The organism is Coleofasciculus sp. (assembly GCF_046565525.1).
Classification (GTDB): Bacteria; Cyanobacteriota; Cyanobacteriia; order Cyanobacteriales; family Coleofasciculaceae; genus Coleofasciculus.
The window spans coordinates 46,505-65,882 of the sequence record NZ_JBKHUP010000037.1; the positions used below are offsets into that span (position 1 = coordinate 46,505).

The following is a 19,378-nucleotide window of genomic DNA, read 5'->3' on the forward strand; positions in this document are numbered from 1 at the left end:
TTGCCATAAGTTATCTGTAAAACCCGCCCCTATATCCCCTGCTTCCTCTGCTCCCAGACGTGCCATGGCACGTCTGGAACAGACTCCCCCATCTCCCCTAGAAATCATCCTGATCAACTGGCACACTCTAAGAAAATTATAAATACTGACCCCTTTTAGGGACAGTTTGACCCCTTATCGACGAGTCGTAATCGACTCACTCTAAATCACTATGTTATTTACTCGTCAACAACTCAAAGCCAAAAAACGCAATGCCAAACGCCTCAGTCAATTACTCCAAGAGGCTAGAAGAGAACTTGAACACAATATTATCATGTTGGAGGATACGGTTTTCGACCAAGGTAGTTGGCAACTGTCTGATATTTTACCCTCTCAAAATGCTCATTCCGTGATTGGCGAAATTCTCGCGATCGCGGATGCTTGGGAACAACTCAACCATTTTGAAATTGAGGAAAAGTTAGATCATATCGAGGGTAAATTCTATCAAAACTAAAGCATTCTGTTTAATTGACTCTATAATCAATTTATCCCACAACCCAAAGTTGTGGGATTTTGGATTAACTATCAAGAAACACTAGGCTTACAATTACTCCCTTCCCGGTAGAAGATTACCTATTTTTCTCTTCCCCTGCTCTCCTAGAAGGGCGGGTTTAATGTAGGGGCGGGTTTTACTACTATCATTCAGGGTTGCACCCAGATATGACTAAACCCGCCCCGACTGTCTTTGTCTGCCTATAGAAGAAACATTATAGAGAATCCATCGTTACTTGCACAGACGAAGTCATCCGCATCAGCGTTTCTTGCTCACTCTCAGGTGCCGTAAGCAAAAATTCCATGTTAGAAAGTGTAGACATCATTCCATTAAGAGGCATGATCCGATCAAACCCGATAGTCATTGTTCCAGCGCTTTGCGTGGCAAAAGACTGAACCTTAAAATTCACACCGGGAGGCGCTCCAGGAAGATCCATCTGGCTCGATTCTTGAGATTGCTGTTGCATACTCATCTTTAGCGTGACCTGATCATCCTCAATATCTTCCACCTCATATAAGACTTGGATCTGATCCAATGGCAACTCGGAAACGGGTACAGCGCTAGATACTTGCCACGTTGCTCCCACTCCTACGGCTTCTTCGGGAAAAGGTACCGCCGATAATTGCTCTAAAGAACCCAACATTTGCTGTAGAAGTTGTTCGAGGTTGGGATCAAGATCCTCCGGTAAAGATACGTTCACATCTTTAGTGATTCCCTGCTCATCAATCACATAAGAAATCGTCACATCCTTGAGTTGTTGCAGTTGTGCTCGCAGAGTCCGAATCAGTTCCGGCGGAGCGGTTTTATCCGAAACCACATCCACATCAGTGTAAGTCACTTTAATCTGAGCATCCCCATTCGCCTCAACCTGAGTCACCTCTGACTCAATGGTCATCTGTATAGCAGGCATATTGATATTAGGCATCACCTGACCATCTACCGTCCCCGTCATGTCCATATTCATCGTCAGGACTGTGGTTTGCTTGGTATTGGCGGCGGGTTTAAACCGCAAAATTTGCCGGGGTTGAGCGCCTGGATCAAGTAAGACTATCGTTGATTTCGCTTCAGCCGCACTTTCGGTTGCATCGGGAAGGGTTTGGGGAGCAACTAATGGTGTTTGAGCATTGACAGAGGGAGAGGGTGGCGTTATCCCCCATCCGGCAATCAATAACACAATAGCACTCAGGACGACTGGTTTTTTCATCAGGTTATTTTAAAATTCAGATTCTCCTTTCAATCTAGCTCACAAATGATAGCCATCTTCCGGTAAAGGGACATAACCAACAGAACGAACCACCTCATTTGAACACAGGGTACTGTTTAATCATGTCAGTATGATTAAAAGCTTATGGTGGATTCCAGAATCCTTTACCTGGGAATCGACTTCGGTACCTCTGGCGCACGAGCCATTGTGATTGACGCCACAGGTGCGGTGCAATCCGAAGCGCAATGTGGGTTTGAGGCGACTCCCCTGGCTGAATTAACCGCAATTTGGCAAAACACTCTATATCGGCTGATTGAGCAAATTCCGGCATCGATTCGACAGGACATTACTCGTATCGCCATTGATGGTACATCGGCAACTGTACTGCTGTGCGATCGCGAAGGTACTCCAATCACCGAGCCACTTCTTTATAATGATGGGCGAGGGATATTTGGGTTCTACGTTAGTTGTGAAGCTGTTGAGTCATACCCGCGTTGAGGATGCTGATTACGGAATTTATTCTCACCGACTGGGGAACTTATGGTTAACCGGAGGTGCGTCTAATACAGGAGGTGCTGTACTGCGACAATTCTTCAGCGACAGAGAACTTGAAGAACTTAGCCGCCAAATCCACCCTCAGCGCGAAAGTCCCCTAGATTATTATCCATTACTCAAAAAAGGGGATCGCTTTCCCATCAATGACCCTCATCTATCTCCAAAACTAGAGCCTCAACCTGCCAACCCTGTAGAATTTCTCCACGGTTTACTCGAAAGCATTGCCCGTATTGAAGCACGAGGCTATCAATTATTACAACAACTCGGTGCTACTCCCCTCACCTGCATCTATACGGCGGGAGGAGGTGCTAAAAATACAACATGGACAACCATTCGCGAACGTCAGCTACAGGTTGCCATTCGACCCCCCAAACAAACAGAAGCAGCTTATGGTACGGCATTATTGAGTATGTAGGGGTTCACTTTCATGACTATCCTTTCTTCGCTAACTCAGATGCAACGAAACCCGCCCCAGTTAAGTGTTAACTATAAATGTGAACTCCCTGTTCTACGACAGATGACGAATAACCAATGACAAATGACGAATGAACCTATGCTGCTGACGGATGAATTGCTCCTATATTACAAACGCTGTCGGCGTCGGGCGTTTCTCGATTATTGTGGTGATCCGACTCAAAAAGATCCGCCCCAAGATTTTCTGCTGAAACTGCGCCAAGATAGCTCGGCACATCGGAAAGCTATCCTCAAAAGCGTGGAATACAATGGGAGCTATCTTTGTGCGGGAGAAAGTCCACTCCTATCCCTATTGCCTACTGGGGCAAACCTGACGCCGATACAAACCCCTCGCTATGGGCGAGATGATTTGCAGGCGGGAGCGAATGCGACTTGGGAGTTGATGCAGCAAGGAGTCGATTGTATTGCTAGGGGACTTTTGATCAGGCAAACAGTTGAGGGCGTCACGCTGCTGGGTTCTCCTGATTTATTGGTCAAACAACCGGGAAACTCGATTTTCGGGGATTGGATGTATGTTCCAGTATCCATTAAATTCGGCAGGCGTGCTAAGGCGGATTATCAAATCATCGCCGCGTTTTATGCCTATCTTTTGGGTGAAATACAGGGAATTTTGCCCAGTCATGCTTGGTTAATTTTACGTCGTCAAAATGCCTACTCGGTTACTCTGGACAAATGGCTACCCTTGATGCAGGCGGATTTGGCAGAATGTATCCAAACTTTGCAACAACCTCAAGCGCCAGAAGTCTTTATCTCACGGCAAAAATGTGGTCTTTGTCATTGGTATAGTAGCTGTTATGCGATCGCGCAGTCTCAAAAGCATATTTCTTTGATACCCGGTGTTACGCCAAATCGCTACCAGAGTTTGCAGGAGTTAAGGATAACCACGGTAGAATCCCTTGCCCAAGCTGAGATTAGCACCTTGGCACTTCTGTTTGGCAGCGAAGTGGCATCGAATTTGCTGCAACAGGCTCAATCTATTCAGCAAAATCGCGTGATTCTACGTCAGAGGTTTGATCCAGCTAGGGAGATTCCCCCATTCGACAAGTTGACGGAACCTGAGAACAACTTGAATGGTGATCGAGTCAATTCTCTCTCAGAGTCTCAGCCTTCCAGGGGATATACGGATATATTACCCAAAGCCTCTGTCGAACTCTTCTTTGATATCGAGGCTCAACCCGACTTAAATCTAGACTATTTACTGGGTATCTTGGTGATTGATCGATCGAGTAATACCGAGACATTTCACCCATTATTGGCAGAACATCCCGACGATGAAGCCGTCATCTGGCAGCAATTTTTAGAGTTGGTTTGGCTCTACCCCGATGCTCCCATCTTCCATTTTTCTGATTATGAAGTCGAAACCGTCAAACGCTTAGCTAAACTTTACAAAACCCCATTCACCCACCTACAGCCCTTACTGTCGCGCTTTGTCGATGTTCATAAGCAGGTGATGAGTCGGGTAACCCTACCCGTAGAAAGCTACTCGCTCAAACATTTAGCGCGGTGGTTAGGTTTTGAGTGGCGCGATGCAGCAGTAACGGGTTCTCAATGTGTCTGTCTCTATGAGCAGTGGCTGACAACAGGCGATCGCTCCGTACTGGAGATTATCCAACGCTACAATGAAGATGATTGCCGCGCTACATATCACCTGAAGAACTGGTTATGGGGATTTTTGCAAGCAAATACTCTTACCTCTGTCTAAAGAATGCAAAGTTATGCAAAGATTTCTGAAAAAATCAGAACTCGTTATTAATATTACAATTTTCTCTAAGGAATCAATGTTAGCGTAGATAACATAGAGGGTTTCGCAATCGTTGAATCGGATGGAAGCCCTCTAGGAACTTTTAAGAGGTGATCGCTATGCTTCCAATATTCCTGATTCTTTTGATCAGCGCTATCGCAAGTCTCTGGCTGTCTTTACGCGCATCTCACGAAGTTTCCCGGGTTTTAGCTATAGGTAGCGCCATATTTTGCTTAATCTTTGGGTTTGCTATGGCACCGTGGGCTATTCAGGTTGTGATTGTTCTATCGCTCCTAGGCATCGAACGGTTATATCCCTTCCGGAAAACAGCCGCTGAATTGGTTACTCTCTCTCCTACCAAAAGACGATGATTTTTTCCTTGAAATCTACTTCAGACTATCATTCATTCAGCCAGAGAGTCTACTCCCTCAATCTATAACAGAAAAAATTTAATAAATGAATACCCCAGCTTTTAGTCTGGGGTATTTTGATCTAAAGTTCCCTCAGTGCAAATGTATTATATCAAGACTAAAGCCTTATCCCGTAATAGTTTGAGCGCTTACCCCCCTCAAAATTTGATTGTTCACCCGCTTCTTCTGCGTACTCCTGTGCTTCCATTGGACGTGCTAGGGTACAGCGCTAGTCATCAGATAGCTGGTAATCGTCATCTAGCATGAGGACATAATCAGCCATCTGTTTAGCGTAATGAAGGACTCTAGGCACTTCTAAGAAGTCTTCGTATTGCAAAACTCCATGGCGGGATTCGTGAGCGATCGCAGCTAAGTCGAGTAAGTTGTCCTTGTCATCGTCTTGATAGTAACCTATGGCAATCTCAACCAGAGAAGGGTGCCTCCAAGATTTTTTTGGTTGCTCTATCCTCGATAAATTGTTGGCAATGTCACTCATCGTCAAAGACTTATTACCAAGACTAAAAAATACACGGTCATTGTCTAGATTCCTGAATAGACCAGTAATAAATCCAGATATTTTTTCCCCATCCATCCCAAACCACTCTGATGTTTCATCCCCAGAGCGTAATCGGATAACCCGCAGTCCAGGGAATTCCTCAAAAACAGGTTGGTCTCGCTCGGCAAACGATAATCCCTCGACGGAAATTTGTCCATCCTGTAGCCACGTCCATTGCTGACGGATATTCTGAGCTAAACAGTAAAGTAACGTCGGCTTGTCCCTTAACTCTTTTTTGTTGAGAGTCTGCTGAATAAATGTTCGGATTTTAGCCTTACCTTTATCGTCATTGGTAAAACCTTTTCCCTCCTTGTTTATGCGGGTCAAGGCTTCATCATAGGGTATCCACGATTCTAGACCGGAAAAAATAGCAGTGATTTCAGCCGTCCGAGAAGACATTTTAACAATGACGGGAATTGTTTGGGGTTTCCCATCAGCGCTAGTTTCGGACGTTCGATTGACCAACCATAGCCCTACTTCATTGATAGGAGTATCTGGGTCTACATGGGGAAGTGTTATGTCAGATGGAGCCATCCGCACTCCTAGAGAGCGTAATAGGTCGATAAAGCTACAGATAGCTTTTTGACAATAACTTTTTTGTTTGGGAGTAATAAACTGGCTGACAAGTCCCTCATCCGCAAAACCGAGACGAATCGCACGTTTTGGGTCTCCCCAAGGTGCTAACTTATATTTAGTTTCATTTTCTTCACCTTCGTTATTTCTTTCGACAAACTTCCAATGTTTTTTATCATAAAGTTCAAACCAAACTCCCACTTTACCACGTAGTTTTAATTGAACAGGCTGCACAAGAGCAGCGACTTCACGCCTTCGCTTATTTATCGCTTTTTCTCGCTCTGCACTCTTCGGTTTAAATTCAGGAGATAAATCTAAGCGTTGTGCTAAACCAGCCACTTCATCCACACAGATAGTCACTGTTAAACCTTCCGGGAACGAGTAGGGACACGATAATATCGTGCCCCTACTTCCGGGTTCTGCATCTGGCAACCCTAAGCAATACTGTATGGCTTTGAGACGTTCGACCAGATTTTCTTCGTTGATGTACCAAATCCAAATGGTTAAATGTTCACCAACGGATGAACGAATTGCACGCCGCAATCTTGCTTGTTCAGCACGACGTTCTTTATAAAATTTCTCCAGCCTCACCTGAAAATCCTCTTCCGTCTCTTCTGGTTCGGGTTTCCAGCTAAGACGCTCTGACTCCTGTTTTTTTAAGAGTTCTTGGCGGCGCAATTGGTAATCTGATTCAGATTCTCTTTTTTTCTTGATACATTTCTTCAATTCAGTTTCCTGCTTACGTAACAATCTTTTTTCTCGGACGGCAAATTGCTTGTCGGTTTCGGCTTTTTTTCTAAGAAGAGGCTCATCAAAACTTTCTTTGGGCTTTTTCAAGTCAAAGAACTGACTTGACTGCTTGTCTGTACCATATTTTTCCCGTTGACAATCTATCGGTTGCCAACAGTCCTTTAAGACATCAGCTATTTGGCTTAAGAGTTCGTGAGTATTGACTGTAGGTAATCCTTTAGCTACTTTATGCTTGGGTTTCATCCCTTCTTTATAGGCAATGCCAATATTAGGATTACCGATTAAAGCGTCTGAGGGATTAGCTAATATTTTTTGCGGTGTCACTGAAAGAATGTCTAAATTTTTCAGCAATATAGCTAGGTTTTCATCCCACTCAGCTACACCTTTCTTTAATACCATCCGGCAAGAGAGGAAATAATCTGTCCACTGAGCAGGATTTAGTGCTTGTCCCCAATTCAGTTGGGCGCGGATGTAGGCGTTACTACCGTGATTTTTTGACAATTTAGAATCGTTTACACTGAGCCAGCGCCTAATGCTTGGCTTAATATCTAATCGGGGATAATGCAAATCAGGTTCCTGCACCATCCTCACGGTTAAAACTATTGAATAATAGTAAGTTTGTCCGTCTTCTGTGTAATTTAACGGCTGCCAAGATATTAACTCTGCTCCTTGCCCACTTGATGGTATCGTTCGGTAAAACTGAAGTTTTTCGCCATCCACTTCAAACTTTAGTCCGGGTTGGGTTAGTTCTTTCGCTAGTATGTGAGGCAACAAAATAAAATCACTGCCAGAGAGTTTAGCTGTTCCATTTGGATAAGTTGTAAACTGCTTTGTATAAGATACCTCTCTCCTTTCCCAAACCAATTTTTCGGCAGACAGATAACTCATCACCAATTGTCGTTCCTGAGCAGTGATGCCAACTTTCCTTTTATTACTTGGTTCTTCGGGAAATTCTGTATCTATCCAATAAGACAAAATAGCTGACAAAGGTTTTTGGGGGAGTTGGTGAGGGCTGTATAACCAAAACTCTCCTGGCTTTGGCGACAGTTTTCCAATGTAAATTAAACCAGGAGCTAGTCTTAATGCTCTATCGAGAGACTTCACGGGAAGGCTGGTTTGTTCAATCGCTTTATTATCCCGCTTGGCAGTAAGTCGTCTTATTTCTTGCTTGGCATCATCGGGAAACTTTAATCCAAAAAACTCTTGAGGTGGCAAGTCAGATTTTAAGCGGAAAGCACATAAACGGATTGTTGGGTAGACCATGAGTAATAACCTATAAGTAATTAGAGCTTGACATGGGGTAAACCAGAAAGATTTTTAGTTTTAGCGATCGCACAATAAAAAGGGCGATAGAGAGATTGCACGACCAAGCGATCGCGTAGAGGAATTTGTGGTTCATTTTCAAAATAAGGACGCAGTATATTTACAATCCCGACTAGGACACTGGTAGCAGCAATATCTTCTTTTCCATCTTGGTTTCTAGCAGTATTTATCCCAAATTTAGCGTCGCACCAAAAAACTTGTGCATTGGCATTACCACGAATTAGACGCCCTATTACTTGCCAAAGAGAAACAAGAATATCCCAATGCACAGCCTCGCGATCGCCTACAGGTAGCGTCCTTAATTTTACTGAGAGGTGCAGCAGGTGAAGCCATTGACGATACGCCGTGTCACGAAAATCCTCACCTAATCTCCTCAAGGTTTCCCCTGTAGCCGTTTTATGATTGTCAATTGCCCAACGGTTAATGGAGTGAATTGCATAAGATAAATCGTCAGGAACAGGGTGAGGTAAAACTAGAAAGTAAGCCGCTCCAATTACCGCCATTCCATTCTCATCAACAATATTATGCCCTCGCTCAAATGCTTTAATTGGACTGATCAAAATTGTTTCCGATCTTGTAGCAAAATCCGGCGATCGTCCCCGCTGCAATACATTACGATTATCCCGCTCATCATGCCACTCCTTATGAATTTCATCATCAGGAGATAGAGGGATAACTTTATCCTTCCATCCTAACCCCCCCAGACACTGATCAACCCAATTAACTTGTTCATAGCTGTTAACCATTAATGATATTTTTCTACCCTTCAACTCTTTGAGTTTGTCATCTAGATAGTCTTCTTCTACTAACTTTGTAACAATTTGTTCGAGGTTGCGACGCTTATTATCTCCTGCTCCCGAAACAGAGATAGGGTTTTGATGCTTATCGGAGAAGGGTAAAAACGTTGAAGTTATGACCATTTCCTTTGATGTATCTGGTACAAGCACTCCATAAACAGGTACATCAACATGATAGGCAGGTGATTTTCCCGCCCAGCTTGTTCCCGACATCAGCAATAAGTGGGGACTGGCAATATTATCTGCTTTGAATAATTCATCAAAATGCAGTAACAACCAACGTCCAACGCCCGTGCAACGAAAAAACTGTAAGCTACCTAATGACTCTTTGTAGGATTTGTGGTACTGAAATGCCAGTTGATTTCCCATTGGCATTGCTGGAATAACTGCATTAAAGTCTGGTGGGGGAGCATCAAACCACATTGAATCTGATGTATCCAGATTTAGGATTCCTTGCACCTGTCGCCATTTGATCATCATCAAGGAGAGCTTACTTTGCAGAACACAGACTAGCAAGGCAAACTCTAGTTTGACGGAAATTTCATTGATTTTTTCCGAAGACAAGGGAACAGTTGCAGTTTGCTCAACCCATGTCCGAATAGCTGCACGTTTTTTGTCTTTTTTAGCCAACGGAAATAAGGGATTATGCTCGTTGTCTAAGTTTCTGATATAGGGTTCAAACGTACCCTTCATTAAGGCATCGCATTGTTGAGATTGTTCTACATTATCCGGATTTGTCCTTGTTAGTAACGTAGCCACCTCTCGCAACAATAGCCAGTCCGTAAAATAATGCTTAGAGTCTCGCCATTTAGCTAAGTCATTTTCATTGCTCAATAGGTGGTATATTTTATCGGCTGTGCCGTTAGCTATACGGCAAGCGTCCCACCAATCTGAGACAATATCATTCTCAAGCAGTCTTGACTTTTGCTGCTTTAATTTGTCTTCAACATAATCGTGGAGCTTGTTCAACCAAGCATCTCTAGCAGGTCTGCACAATGTCTTATCAGGGCTAAATGCTTTATCCAGATAGGCTTGGTGTTGGTCAACTTCATCCACAATGACCAAATCACTGCGCCTACAAACCAATTCAAAATACAGGATACTCTCTCGGTTTATTGCTCGTGGAACCCTGCTATAAATTAAGCTTCCTGGTGTGGCAATCCAGATAGAAGCGTTAACTAGATCGCAGTCTTTTTTATGAGAGGGACATACACCGTAAGCTGGACAAGCTTTGTTCTTAGATGATAGTTCTGATTCGTCTTCGTTGCTTGTCTCTATAGGTTCCAAGTTCAAACATGGCTGCATACCAATTTCAAACGGTATTTCCATCTCCGGCTTAACTGAAGGGGTCAATAGGCAAGTATTACTCAGCCATTGGAACGCCGGATGGTCTTGGTTAAACGCTTCATTTGGATTAGAGTTGTAAACGGCTTTGTGTAATCTATTTAAGTGGCTGGCTTTGTTGGAATTCCCCAAGATAGGAGCCACGTCAGTAATTCCAACTTCGGTAAACATTTTAGTCAACTCAAAGATTTGTAGCACATCCGCTACAACTAGCGTAACGTGCAATTTCTTACGCCACGAACAGACTGCCAACACTTTCATCAAGTTGGACTTGCCGGATGACACCATCCCGACTAAATGCCGGATTCTATTGATGGTTAAAGTCTCAGCATCAACTAATTCTTGGGTATCGTTAAATACTTGTAGTTTGATTTTACTAAAAAGACTTACCCACTTTGGCTTTAGTCCCCTATTACCCCTTTGCTCATCCATCCATGCGGCTGTTTCCTTAAGTTCAGCCCAAGATAATTGCAGCGGATTCCTCAACGACACACCAGCTATATTGTGATTTTGTGGATGTTGGAAATTAGCAATCAGAGGCGATATCGCAACGGTTTCCTTTTTCCCTTTTACCTCGCACTTATAATTTTCAGCTTTAGCCCAAGCAAGCGCCTTTCTTTGCGATAACTCTACTGACTTATTTAATGTATCGTTATAAATCTGGAATCGGTGATTGGCAACTGTAATATTAGTTCGCCTTAGATATTGCCAAGATTCTCCTTCTTCATAAATTTCATACCCACGACTATCTGACGGAAAATCTCGATAACGCTGTAGAGCTTCTTTCCAGATAAATGGACTATCGAAGTGTGGCAATAGATGACGAGCGATCGCCAACATTCGATACTGATTTTCCGTCCAATTTTGACATTCTGGATGGGAGATGGGATAACCAGTCAGTAGCACCCAAAGACTATTCGCTGTAGCGCCAGGAAGCAAGACGCTCAACACGTAAAGTCCTAACTCTATCTCACATAAATCTTTATCTAAATCGTTCTTAAGAGGTGCATACCATTTCGTAGTATTTCTCATTTCTCACTTCCTAGTTTTTTAATAACTTTCTGGACAAATGAACTTTCAAACATTACCTGAGATTTTTTGACCGATACGGGACAATAACCTCGGAATTCTTGGATGTACTCCTGACCATAACTTTTTAGTTCATCAGGAAAGACAAAAAAGGATTTATTGTAAGGCTGATGCTTGAGTTGACGAATAGGCTGATTGACTTTTTTGGCTAAGTTATATGCCGATTCCCAAAACTTTACATCAACTGCCCAGACTGTTCCATCTGGAAAAACTAAATGTAAGTCATATTGGTCGAGTTCTGGATATAGCTTAACTTCTAATCGGTTTAACTGTTTCAATCTTCTTTCTAGTCGGAGTTCTGCTTTCCCTGGACGATGAATAAAATATCGTAAATCCTTCTTCAGCCAAAAGATTTCATCAGACTGATGATCGGTTAAAGGGACAGGATTCTTTTTTTCTTTAGCACAATGTTTGTTCTCACATTTCAAATTATTATCTTTTGTTACATACATTAGACCGCCACAATGACCGCAGCAGTAAAATTTTTCACCTAACTTATAAGATTCTGGAGCTTTTTCATAGCTATGTATCAGAAGATCTTGCACGAGCTTAAAATCTACAGCGCTGTCAATATAAAGTTGACCCCTTGTTACTACAGGGTTTTCTATAAGATACTTCCTAAACCTCGTGTAGAGTTCAGGGGTTTGCACGGCTTTAGTCATTATCTCATTAATCACTTTCTTTTGGAAATTACCCCATTCATCGAAGTATTCCCCTGCTGTTTCAATACAAAACCCACTCGGCTTTTGGTCTTCTATCAGTCGCTTATCAAGCCATTCTTCAGGGCAATCAATTTCTATCTCCCAATCTTTTAAGGGGTGCTGCGCCCATCTGGACACAAAATCAGGAACTCCTTGTATCGGTTGAGGCATTCGGGCTATTAAACAAGCAAGTGCCAGCTTGTTTACCCCTAATTGCAAGACAGCCGGATATGCTGAGAGGCTTTTGGGGATTTGGTGTTCATACTCACATAGACCCTTAGCTATCTGTTGGAGCGTACCCTCTCCTATCAGATTCACCCTATCAGGTTCTTTGACTTCCTCGCTACCCGTAACTAATGAAGTCATGTCGTACCGTCTGTGTCCTGTTGGCGTCCTCATTGCCTTAATTTTTCCCGTCGCCTCCCAGCGCCTGAGGGTGTCTACGCTAACCCCTATGCGCTGTGATGCTTCTTTTGGACTCACAAACTCTGGAATGGGCTTTTCCTCAATTCGATTTCTCTAATATAACCGCATTTCTAGATTTGCATAGATATTTTTGGCAAAATTTGAGCAGCGAAATCGCAATGCGCTGCTTGCATGAATAGGCAGTTCCCCCTGTACAAAATCACGGAATGCTTATCTAGAGCGGTATAGAGCCATTTTTTGAACCTCTGGCGAATGGGTACATTTGTGAAAAAGACTCCTAGAACGGATAATGACCGCGATCGCTGTTTTTTCCCAACGTCGTCTGATTGCGGTTTACTGGTAAGTTCCAACAGGGCTACGGGTTGAAATAATTATCGCGATCGCGTAAAGTAACTATGCGATCTAATCGGTTTGGATATAGCGGTTTGCCACTGGGTAGAGTACAGCTAACATTTATGATACGGGGTCATCTGGGCGTAAAGTGTATTCAACTGAGTTGCAGTTATTCAGAAAGAGATTTTAGACGATAACCTAAACCGTGTACAGTTTCAATTAAATCTTCTGGAGCGCCTACTGCTCGAAGTTTGGAGCGCAGGCTTTTAATATGAACCTTAATCGTATCTTCTTTCGGAGGATTCTCTAGTGACCAAACATGTTCAATAATGGCACTCCGACTCATGATTTGACGTCCGTTGCGAATCAGCAATTCTAAAAGACTATATTCTTTGGGAGTCAAGCGTAGAGTTTGATCGCCGTAGCAGACTTCATAAGTCGCTGGATCTAAACGCAATTGTCCCCATTCTAAAATGGGGGGTGAAACCGTTTGCCCTCGTCGCAGTAGCGCTCGAATCCTAGCCAGTAACTCTGGAATATCCAGAGGTTTAACCATATAATCATCGGCGCCCGCGTCCAAACCGATCACTTTATCCGTACTGGTATCGCGAGCCGTGATCATCAATATTGGCATCTGATAACCATAGGAGCGCAAGCGTTGACACAAATGAATCCCATCCAATTGCGGCAACATCATGTCAAGCAAAATTAGGTCGTAATCAAGGGTATTCACTTGCACCCAGGCAAACTCTCCATCGGAAACGGTATCGACGGCATACCGTTGTATAGCCAAGGCTTCAGCCAGGGCTTCAGCTAGATAGATATCATCTTCGACTAGAAGAATTCTCACTTATTGACATACTATTCCCTTATATGAATTTATCACGAGCCGGTCTAAAAACAAACTTGCTCAAGAGAACGGATAGCTAGCGGCTGTTATTTTTTAGGATAACTCAGATGCAAAAATCTATCAGTATCAAAATTGTTATCGGCGGTTTTTGTCTGGCATTACTTATTTTTATTGGTGTTAGTGTTATTTCCTATAGTCACCTGACTCAACTGATGGAACTTCCCCGGTCGATGGACTATAGTTACAAGTTACAGGAACATCTGAAAGATTTATTGTCTCAGCTCAACAGCGCCAATGCGATCGCCCAACAACAGCAATCGCTCCTGAGGCAGATCCAAGCGAAAGAACAACAGGTGCTACAAGAGCAGTTAGCGACTGTGGTGACTCAGATTCATACAACCCAGTTGATTATGATTCTGGGGCATAGTAGCAGCTTAGCAATTCTGATGGTGCTGTGCGGGTTGCTCCTGAAGCAGCACTCTCGATTCCAGCCAGAGTTAAGCGGCGATCGCCAACAGTCACAGACTACCCGATCACAAATGGCGCAACGAGAGCAACTCATCCTCAGGAGCGCTCAACGTATCCGCCAAACTCTAGATCTGGACACCATTCTCGAAACCACAGTCACTGAAGTACGAGAATTTCTGGGTGTGGATCGAGTGTTAGTCTATCGGATTTGGTCTGATGGTACAGGAAGTACCGTAGCGGAATCTGTCACTCCTGATACCGCACCCATTCTGGGACAAACCTTTCCGGCTGAAGTTTTTCCCGAACAGATGCATCAATTGTACTGCCAAGGACGGATTCGCACTGTAGTCAATCCAGAAACCGATGGAGTTGCTCCCTGCTTGGTGGAATTTCTACAGCACTTAGGTGTCAAATCTAAACTCGTCGTACCCATTCTGCAACAAGAAAAGCTTTGGGGACTGCTGATTGTCCATCACTGTTCTCAACTTCGACAGTGGCAACCCTTAGAAATTGACTTACTTTCTCAATTAGCTATACAAGTTACTATTGCCATTCACCAAGCCCAACTCTATCAACAGCTTCAGAATGAATTGAGTGAGCGCCAACGGATTGAAGCCCAACTGCGTCAAGCTCGCGATGAACTAGAAATCCGAGTTCAAGAACGTACTGGTGAACTGATACAGATGAACGCTGATCTACAGACTCAAATCCATGAACGCATGGAAGCAGAAGCCGCATTAAAAATTAGCGAAGAACGCTTTCGGGTTGCTCTCCATGACTCACCAATTACAGTATTTAATCAAGACACAAATCTGCGCTACACCTGGGTCTATAATCCGGCGAGTCGGATTAATACTGACGTACTGCTCGGAAAATCAGAATTGGAAATGTTTTCACCAGAAAATGCCCAGAAGTTAATTCCTATTAAGCATCAAGTTTTGACTACAGGAGTAGGTGAGCGCCAAGAGATATCAATTATCGTAGACGGCAAAGTCCGGTACTACGACTTAACCGTAGAACCCTTACAAAACGATGCCGAAGAAGTGGTTGGCATTACCTGTGCTGCCACCAACATTACCGATATTCGGATTCGGGAACAACAGTTGCGAGCAATCTTTGAAGGCGCCCTTGATGCCATTACCATTACCGATAATCAGGGTCGATATATAGAAGCTAATCCAGCGGCTTGTCAGTTATTTGGTTTACCTGTAAATGAACTTTTAGGCAAACGAATTGCTGAGTTTATGGAACCCAGTTTTGATTTTGAAGCAGCGTGGTGTCTCTTTCAACAGCAGCAAAGGTTCACCGGAGAAGTCCGTATCCTCAAGCCAAACGGTACAGTGCGAGATGTGGAATATACAGCCAAAGCCAACTTTCTTCCTGGACAGCATTTATCTATCTGGCGTGATATAACTGAACGCAAACGCGCCGAAAAAGCACTCCGGGAAAGTGAACGGTTTATTCAACGCATTGCTCACGCCATGCCAACGGCGTTATATCTCTACGACTTAATTGAAAAGCGCAATATCTACACTAACCAACAGATTACTCAACTCATCGGCTACTCCCCTGAAGAAATCCAACAGATGGCACCGACATTTCCTCAAAATCTGATTCACCCAGATGATCAATCTAAATGTACCACCGCCATTAAACGATTTGCCACGGCTAAAGAGGGAGAAATTATTGAGACAGATTATCGCATCCAACATAAATCAGGGGAATGGCGTTGGCTGTATAGTCGCGAGATGGTGTTCACTCGCACGGCTGATGGTTTACCCCAGCAAATTCTCGGTACTGCTCAAGATATTACAGAACACAAGCAGGCAGAATCAATACGTCTAGCACTTGCACAAGAGCAGGAACTTAGACAACTCCAGCTTAACTTTTTTTCTATGGCATCCCATGAATTTCGCACGCCCTTAAGTACTATTTTAGCTAGTATCCAATTGCTGAAATATTACTATCCAGAAGGATCAGATAAGAAAATTTGTCGCAATATTGACCGCATTGAGACAACAGCTAAAACCATGACTCAGCTTTTGGGCGACATCTTAACAATCAGCCGAGCGGAAACTGGAAAATTAGAGTTTACTCCTAAACCAATTAAGTTAGAAAGTTTCTGCTGGTGTTTAGTAGAAGAGATGCAAGTGAATGCGGGAGAAAATTATTCAATTAATTTTGTTAGTCAACATCAACCTTCTATTGTTTTATTGGATGAGAAATTATTGCGTTCTATTTTAATTAATTTGCTTTCTAATGCGATTAAATATTCCCCGATAGGTAGTCAAATAGATTTTATATTGACCTATAGTCAATCTACGGCAACGTTTCAAATCAAAGATCAAGGGATTGGGATTCCCTCAGCGGATCAAAAAAAGTTGTTTACTATATTTCATCGTGGTACAAATATTGGCAATATCCCCGGTACAGGATTAGGATTAGCTGTTGTCAAGAAATGCCTAGAGATACAAGGCGGTACGATTTCAGTCAATAGTGAAGTGGGAGTCGGTACAACGATGACAATCACGATGCCATTGCCATCGGCATGACTTATACTGGAGTTTAAAAACATTCTGTACGTCCAAGCCAATTTAGTCAATTATCGTCGAGACATGATATAAGTTGGGTTTCGTTCCAAAAGCCCAACCTACTTGCCTTGACTACAAATTACTCCTTACCAAGGACTACCAATCATGGTAAATGCAGCCCAGTAATAGGGATGGGTAAGAGATCTGTCGTCTTGATTCTCTAATGTTGGCGGTAAAGGAACAGGTTGTCCACTTCCCCGTAATTGCCCCCCTTCTAGGCGCACATCACCCTTGAGCATAGCTAACTGTGCTTGTCGTAAAGCTTCGGCTTTAATCGGAGCGGTTTGCAACTGTCGATAAAACTCCGTCATCAATCCAGAAGTTCCTTCATCACTGACATACCACAAACTCGACAGCGCCGACTTGACACCCGCTTGCACGGCTAATCCAGCAAAACCTAACTCGGCTTTTTCATCACCAACTGCTGTGCGACAGGCTGAAAGGATTAATAATTCAATCGGGGTGCGACGATTATTCCAGCCTAATTCTCGCAGTTGATCTAGGCGCAGTAGCTCATTCCATAACAAGATATAGGAATTCTCTAGAGGACCGGGTTTGAATTCACCATGGGTGGCTAAATGCACAATTGTGGCGTTTTGGCTTTGTGATTTGAGTGATTCTAGGGTGACTTTTTCATTCAGGAATGATTGTCCATCTCGAATACTTTCAATCGTTTGAAGTTCCAGGGGTACGGCAGGTAAAGGACTCAGATTTAGTTCCTTTGCCAAATCACTGGATTCTGCGACTCCCATTGCCAAAACTGGAGCATTTTGAATATTGTTATAGCTAGTATCGGTGATGCTGAGACTGGGCATCAACCCTACACTATATTTTTCCACCAAAAAGCCTTGACCATCATGGAGCGCTGCAACGGGTAAGGAACGCAAGCCACTATCCATGATGAAAACCAGATTTTGAATCCCTTGGGCGTCTAATTCAGCTTGTAAGGGGGCGATTAACCAGTCATACATTTGTTGAGCGGGCTCTAAATAACTGGTAGTTTTCCGTTTAATGGGATTGGTAATTTCGCGGCGTAATTTTGTCGCCGTTCCCACGATAGTATCCCGGCTTGCATCAGGTAACGTGACAATCTTTTTATCCTGAGCGGATACCAGTTTCAGTTCTAAGCGATCGCCAACAAATGTAGCATAAATAAATGCTGATTTTACACCCGTTTGCTGCTCAATTTGCTCCAGAATTTTGGCAGCGTCGGCGGGATTGTTAACACTGGGTTTGGGTCCCAAATATCCCGAAAAGGCATCAGTGAGAACACTATCTAGCGTGGAAAGTTCTAGGTCAGCATCCGCGACTTGGCTACTGACTGAAAGGTTAGCATAGAGGCTAGTTATTGGCAGATTGTTCTGAGAGGGTATTCGAGCAATGATTTCAATGTTTTCTTGTCGAACCGGACGAGTAAAGGATTGAACGGGTAAGATTGTTCCGGTAAATCCATTACCATTTGTAATTGCACCGACTGTGCCATTTTTAGTAGGATTTCCGACTTCAAACGGATCGAAGGCAGTACCACCACCATGGCGAATCACAATCGGATCACCACCTGTGGCAAGCGTCGCTTGTATGCCAGTTTGAGAAACGAATGTACCTGTTGCTCTCAAATAACCATCTGTGGTTATGTTAATGGTAATTTCAGTCCCTTCTGTTTCTGTTGGACTTAATGAGATGGCTGCTGGGTTTCTCGGTAAACCTTGAGCATTAATAAAACTCAGATCAATACCAGGAGCTTCTCGTCTAAATTCAGGTTGAGCGTTGTTGAGGGTGATTAAACCAGCGAAACCACCAGTAGAACTTGAGTTAACTTCTGCGAGTGTAATTTTACCTAGGGTGGAAACATCCATAGAACCCCCACCTAATAAACCCGATGAGTTTAAATTGCCACTGGTAATATCTCCGGTTTCGCTCATCAGCGCGATCGCACCCCCTTTCCCCGTTGCTGAAGACGTATCGATATTACCCGTAGTTATATTACTTGGAGCACTCAGCATTACTGGATTCTCTTCCTCTTCAGTCTCTCCCTTGGCGGTTAAATCACCGCTTTGTATGGAGCCTGATTGACTGGTAAAGGTAATTCCTCCATTGGTTGAAGAGACATTAGCCGTGGCAATTTCGTTATCGGCTTGGAGGTTGACGCTTTCTCCTTCTATATCCGCCGTCGTAATATTACCTTGGCTAGCGTTGAGGTTTACGTCACCCTGAGTTGCGGTGAGTGTCCCGTTACTGGTATCAATAGAACCCGTTTGGCTATTGAGTGTGATATCTTCGTGTGTGGCGGTAACACTGGCGGTGTTGATGTTCTTATTTGCCTGAATGTTCACTGTTGGCGCTTCTACATTCGCCGTCGTCACACTTCCCTGAGTGGCGGTTAAATCCACCACGCCTTCGGTTACTTCTATATCCGCCGTCGTAATATTACCTTGGCTAGCCCTTAGGTTTATATCACCTTGAGTTGCGGTGAGTGTCCCGTTACTGGTATCAATAGAACCCGTTGCACTATCGAGAGTGATATCTTCCTGTGTGGCGGTAACACTGGCGGTGCTGATGTCGTTATTTGCCTGAATGTTCACTATTGGCGCTTCTACATTCGCCGTCGTCACACTTCCCTGAGTGGCGGTTAAATCCACCACGCCTTCGGTTACTTCTATA

9 protein-coding genes and 1 pseudogene are annotated in these 19,378 nt (G+C 43.6%); 4 read left to right on the plus strand and 6 right to left on the minus strand.

Going from position 1 to position 19,378, the window contains the following annotated elements:
• The first annotated feature begins 211 nt into the window (after positions 1 to 211).
• On the plus strand, positions 212 to 493 hold the full coding sequence (locus ACLGGO_RS15110; RefSeq protein ID WP_446334964.1) for a hypothetical protein: 282 nt from the start codon (positions 212 to 214) through the stop codon (positions 491 to 493).
• A gap of 253 nt (positions 494 to 746) precedes the next feature.
• Here ACLGGO_RS15110 and ACLGGO_RS15115 read toward each other — a convergent pair whose 3' ends face one another.
• On the minus strand, positions 747 to 1,736 hold the full coding sequence (locus ACLGGO_RS15115; protein WP_446419906.1) for a hypothetical protein: 990 nt from the start codon (positions 1,734 to 1,736) through the stop codon (positions 747 to 749).
• A gap of 144 nt (positions 1,737 to 1,880) precedes the next feature.
• Between ACLGGO_RS15115 and ACLGGO_RS15120 the strand changes: the two are divergent.
• A pseudogene (locus ACLGGO_RS15120) lies at positions 1,881 to 2,706 on the plus strand (FGGY family carbohydrate kinase).
• A 123-nt stretch (positions 2,707 to 2,829) separates the two neighbouring features.
• On the plus strand, positions 2,830 to 4,467 hold the full coding sequence (locus ACLGGO_RS15125) for a TM0106 family RecB-like putative nuclease (protein ID WP_446419907.1): 1,638 nt from the start codon (positions 2,830 to 2,832) through the stop codon (positions 4,465 to 4,467).
• A gap of 678 nt (positions 4,468 to 5,145) precedes the next feature.
• Here ACLGGO_RS15125 and ACLGGO_RS15130 read toward each other — a convergent pair.
• The 4 genes from ACLGGO_RS15130 to ACLGGO_RS15145 form a co-directional block, all read right to left on the minus strand.
• Positions 5,146 to 8,058: a pPIWI_RE module domain-containing protein gene (locus ACLGGO_RS15130; RefSeq protein WP_446419908.1), complete on the minus strand. Its 2,913-nt coding sequence runs from the start codon at positions 8,056 to 8,058 to the stop codon at positions 5,146 to 5,148.
• A gap of 20 nt (positions 8,059 to 8,078) precedes the next feature.
• Positions 8,079 to 11,291: a pPIWI_RE_Z domain-containing protein gene (locus tag ACLGGO_RS15135; RefSeq protein WP_446419909.1), complete on the minus strand. Its 3,213-nt coding sequence runs from the start codon at positions 11,289 to 11,291 to the stop codon at positions 8,079 to 8,081.
• Entirely contained in the window at positions 11,288 to 12,532 is a 1,245-nt protein-coding gene (locus ACLGGO_RS15140) for a restriction endonuclease-related protein (protein WP_446419910.1), read from the minus strand. The genes ACLGGO_RS15135 and ACLGGO_RS15140 overlap by 4 nt, the downstream gene beginning before the upstream one ends.
• A 445-nt stretch (positions 12,533 to 12,977) precedes the next feature.
• Positions 12,978 to 13,658 carry a response regulator transcription factor gene (locus ACLGGO_RS15145; protein WP_446419911.1) on the minus strand — a complete coding sequence of 227 codons (681 nt, stop codon included), beginning with the start codon at positions 13,656 to 13,658 and terminating at the stop codon, positions 12,978 to 12,980.
• 107 nt (positions 13,659 to 13,765) lie between these two features.
• Between ACLGGO_RS15145 and ACLGGO_RS15150 the strand changes: the two genes are divergently transcribed.
• Positions 13,766 to 16,678, plus strand: coding sequence for a PAS domain S-box protein (locus ACLGGO_RS15150; protein ID WP_446419912.1), 2,913 nt, complete (start codon positions 13,766 to 13,768; stop codon positions 16,676 to 16,678).
• 125 nt (positions 16,679 to 16,803) lie between these two features.
• Here ACLGGO_RS15150 and ACLGGO_RS15155 read toward each other — a convergent pair.
• Positions 16,804 to 19,378, minus strand: a 2,575-nt coding sequence (locus ACLGGO_RS15155; RefSeq protein WP_446419913.1) for a CHAT domain-containing protein, incomplete at its 5' end; no start/stop codon positions are given.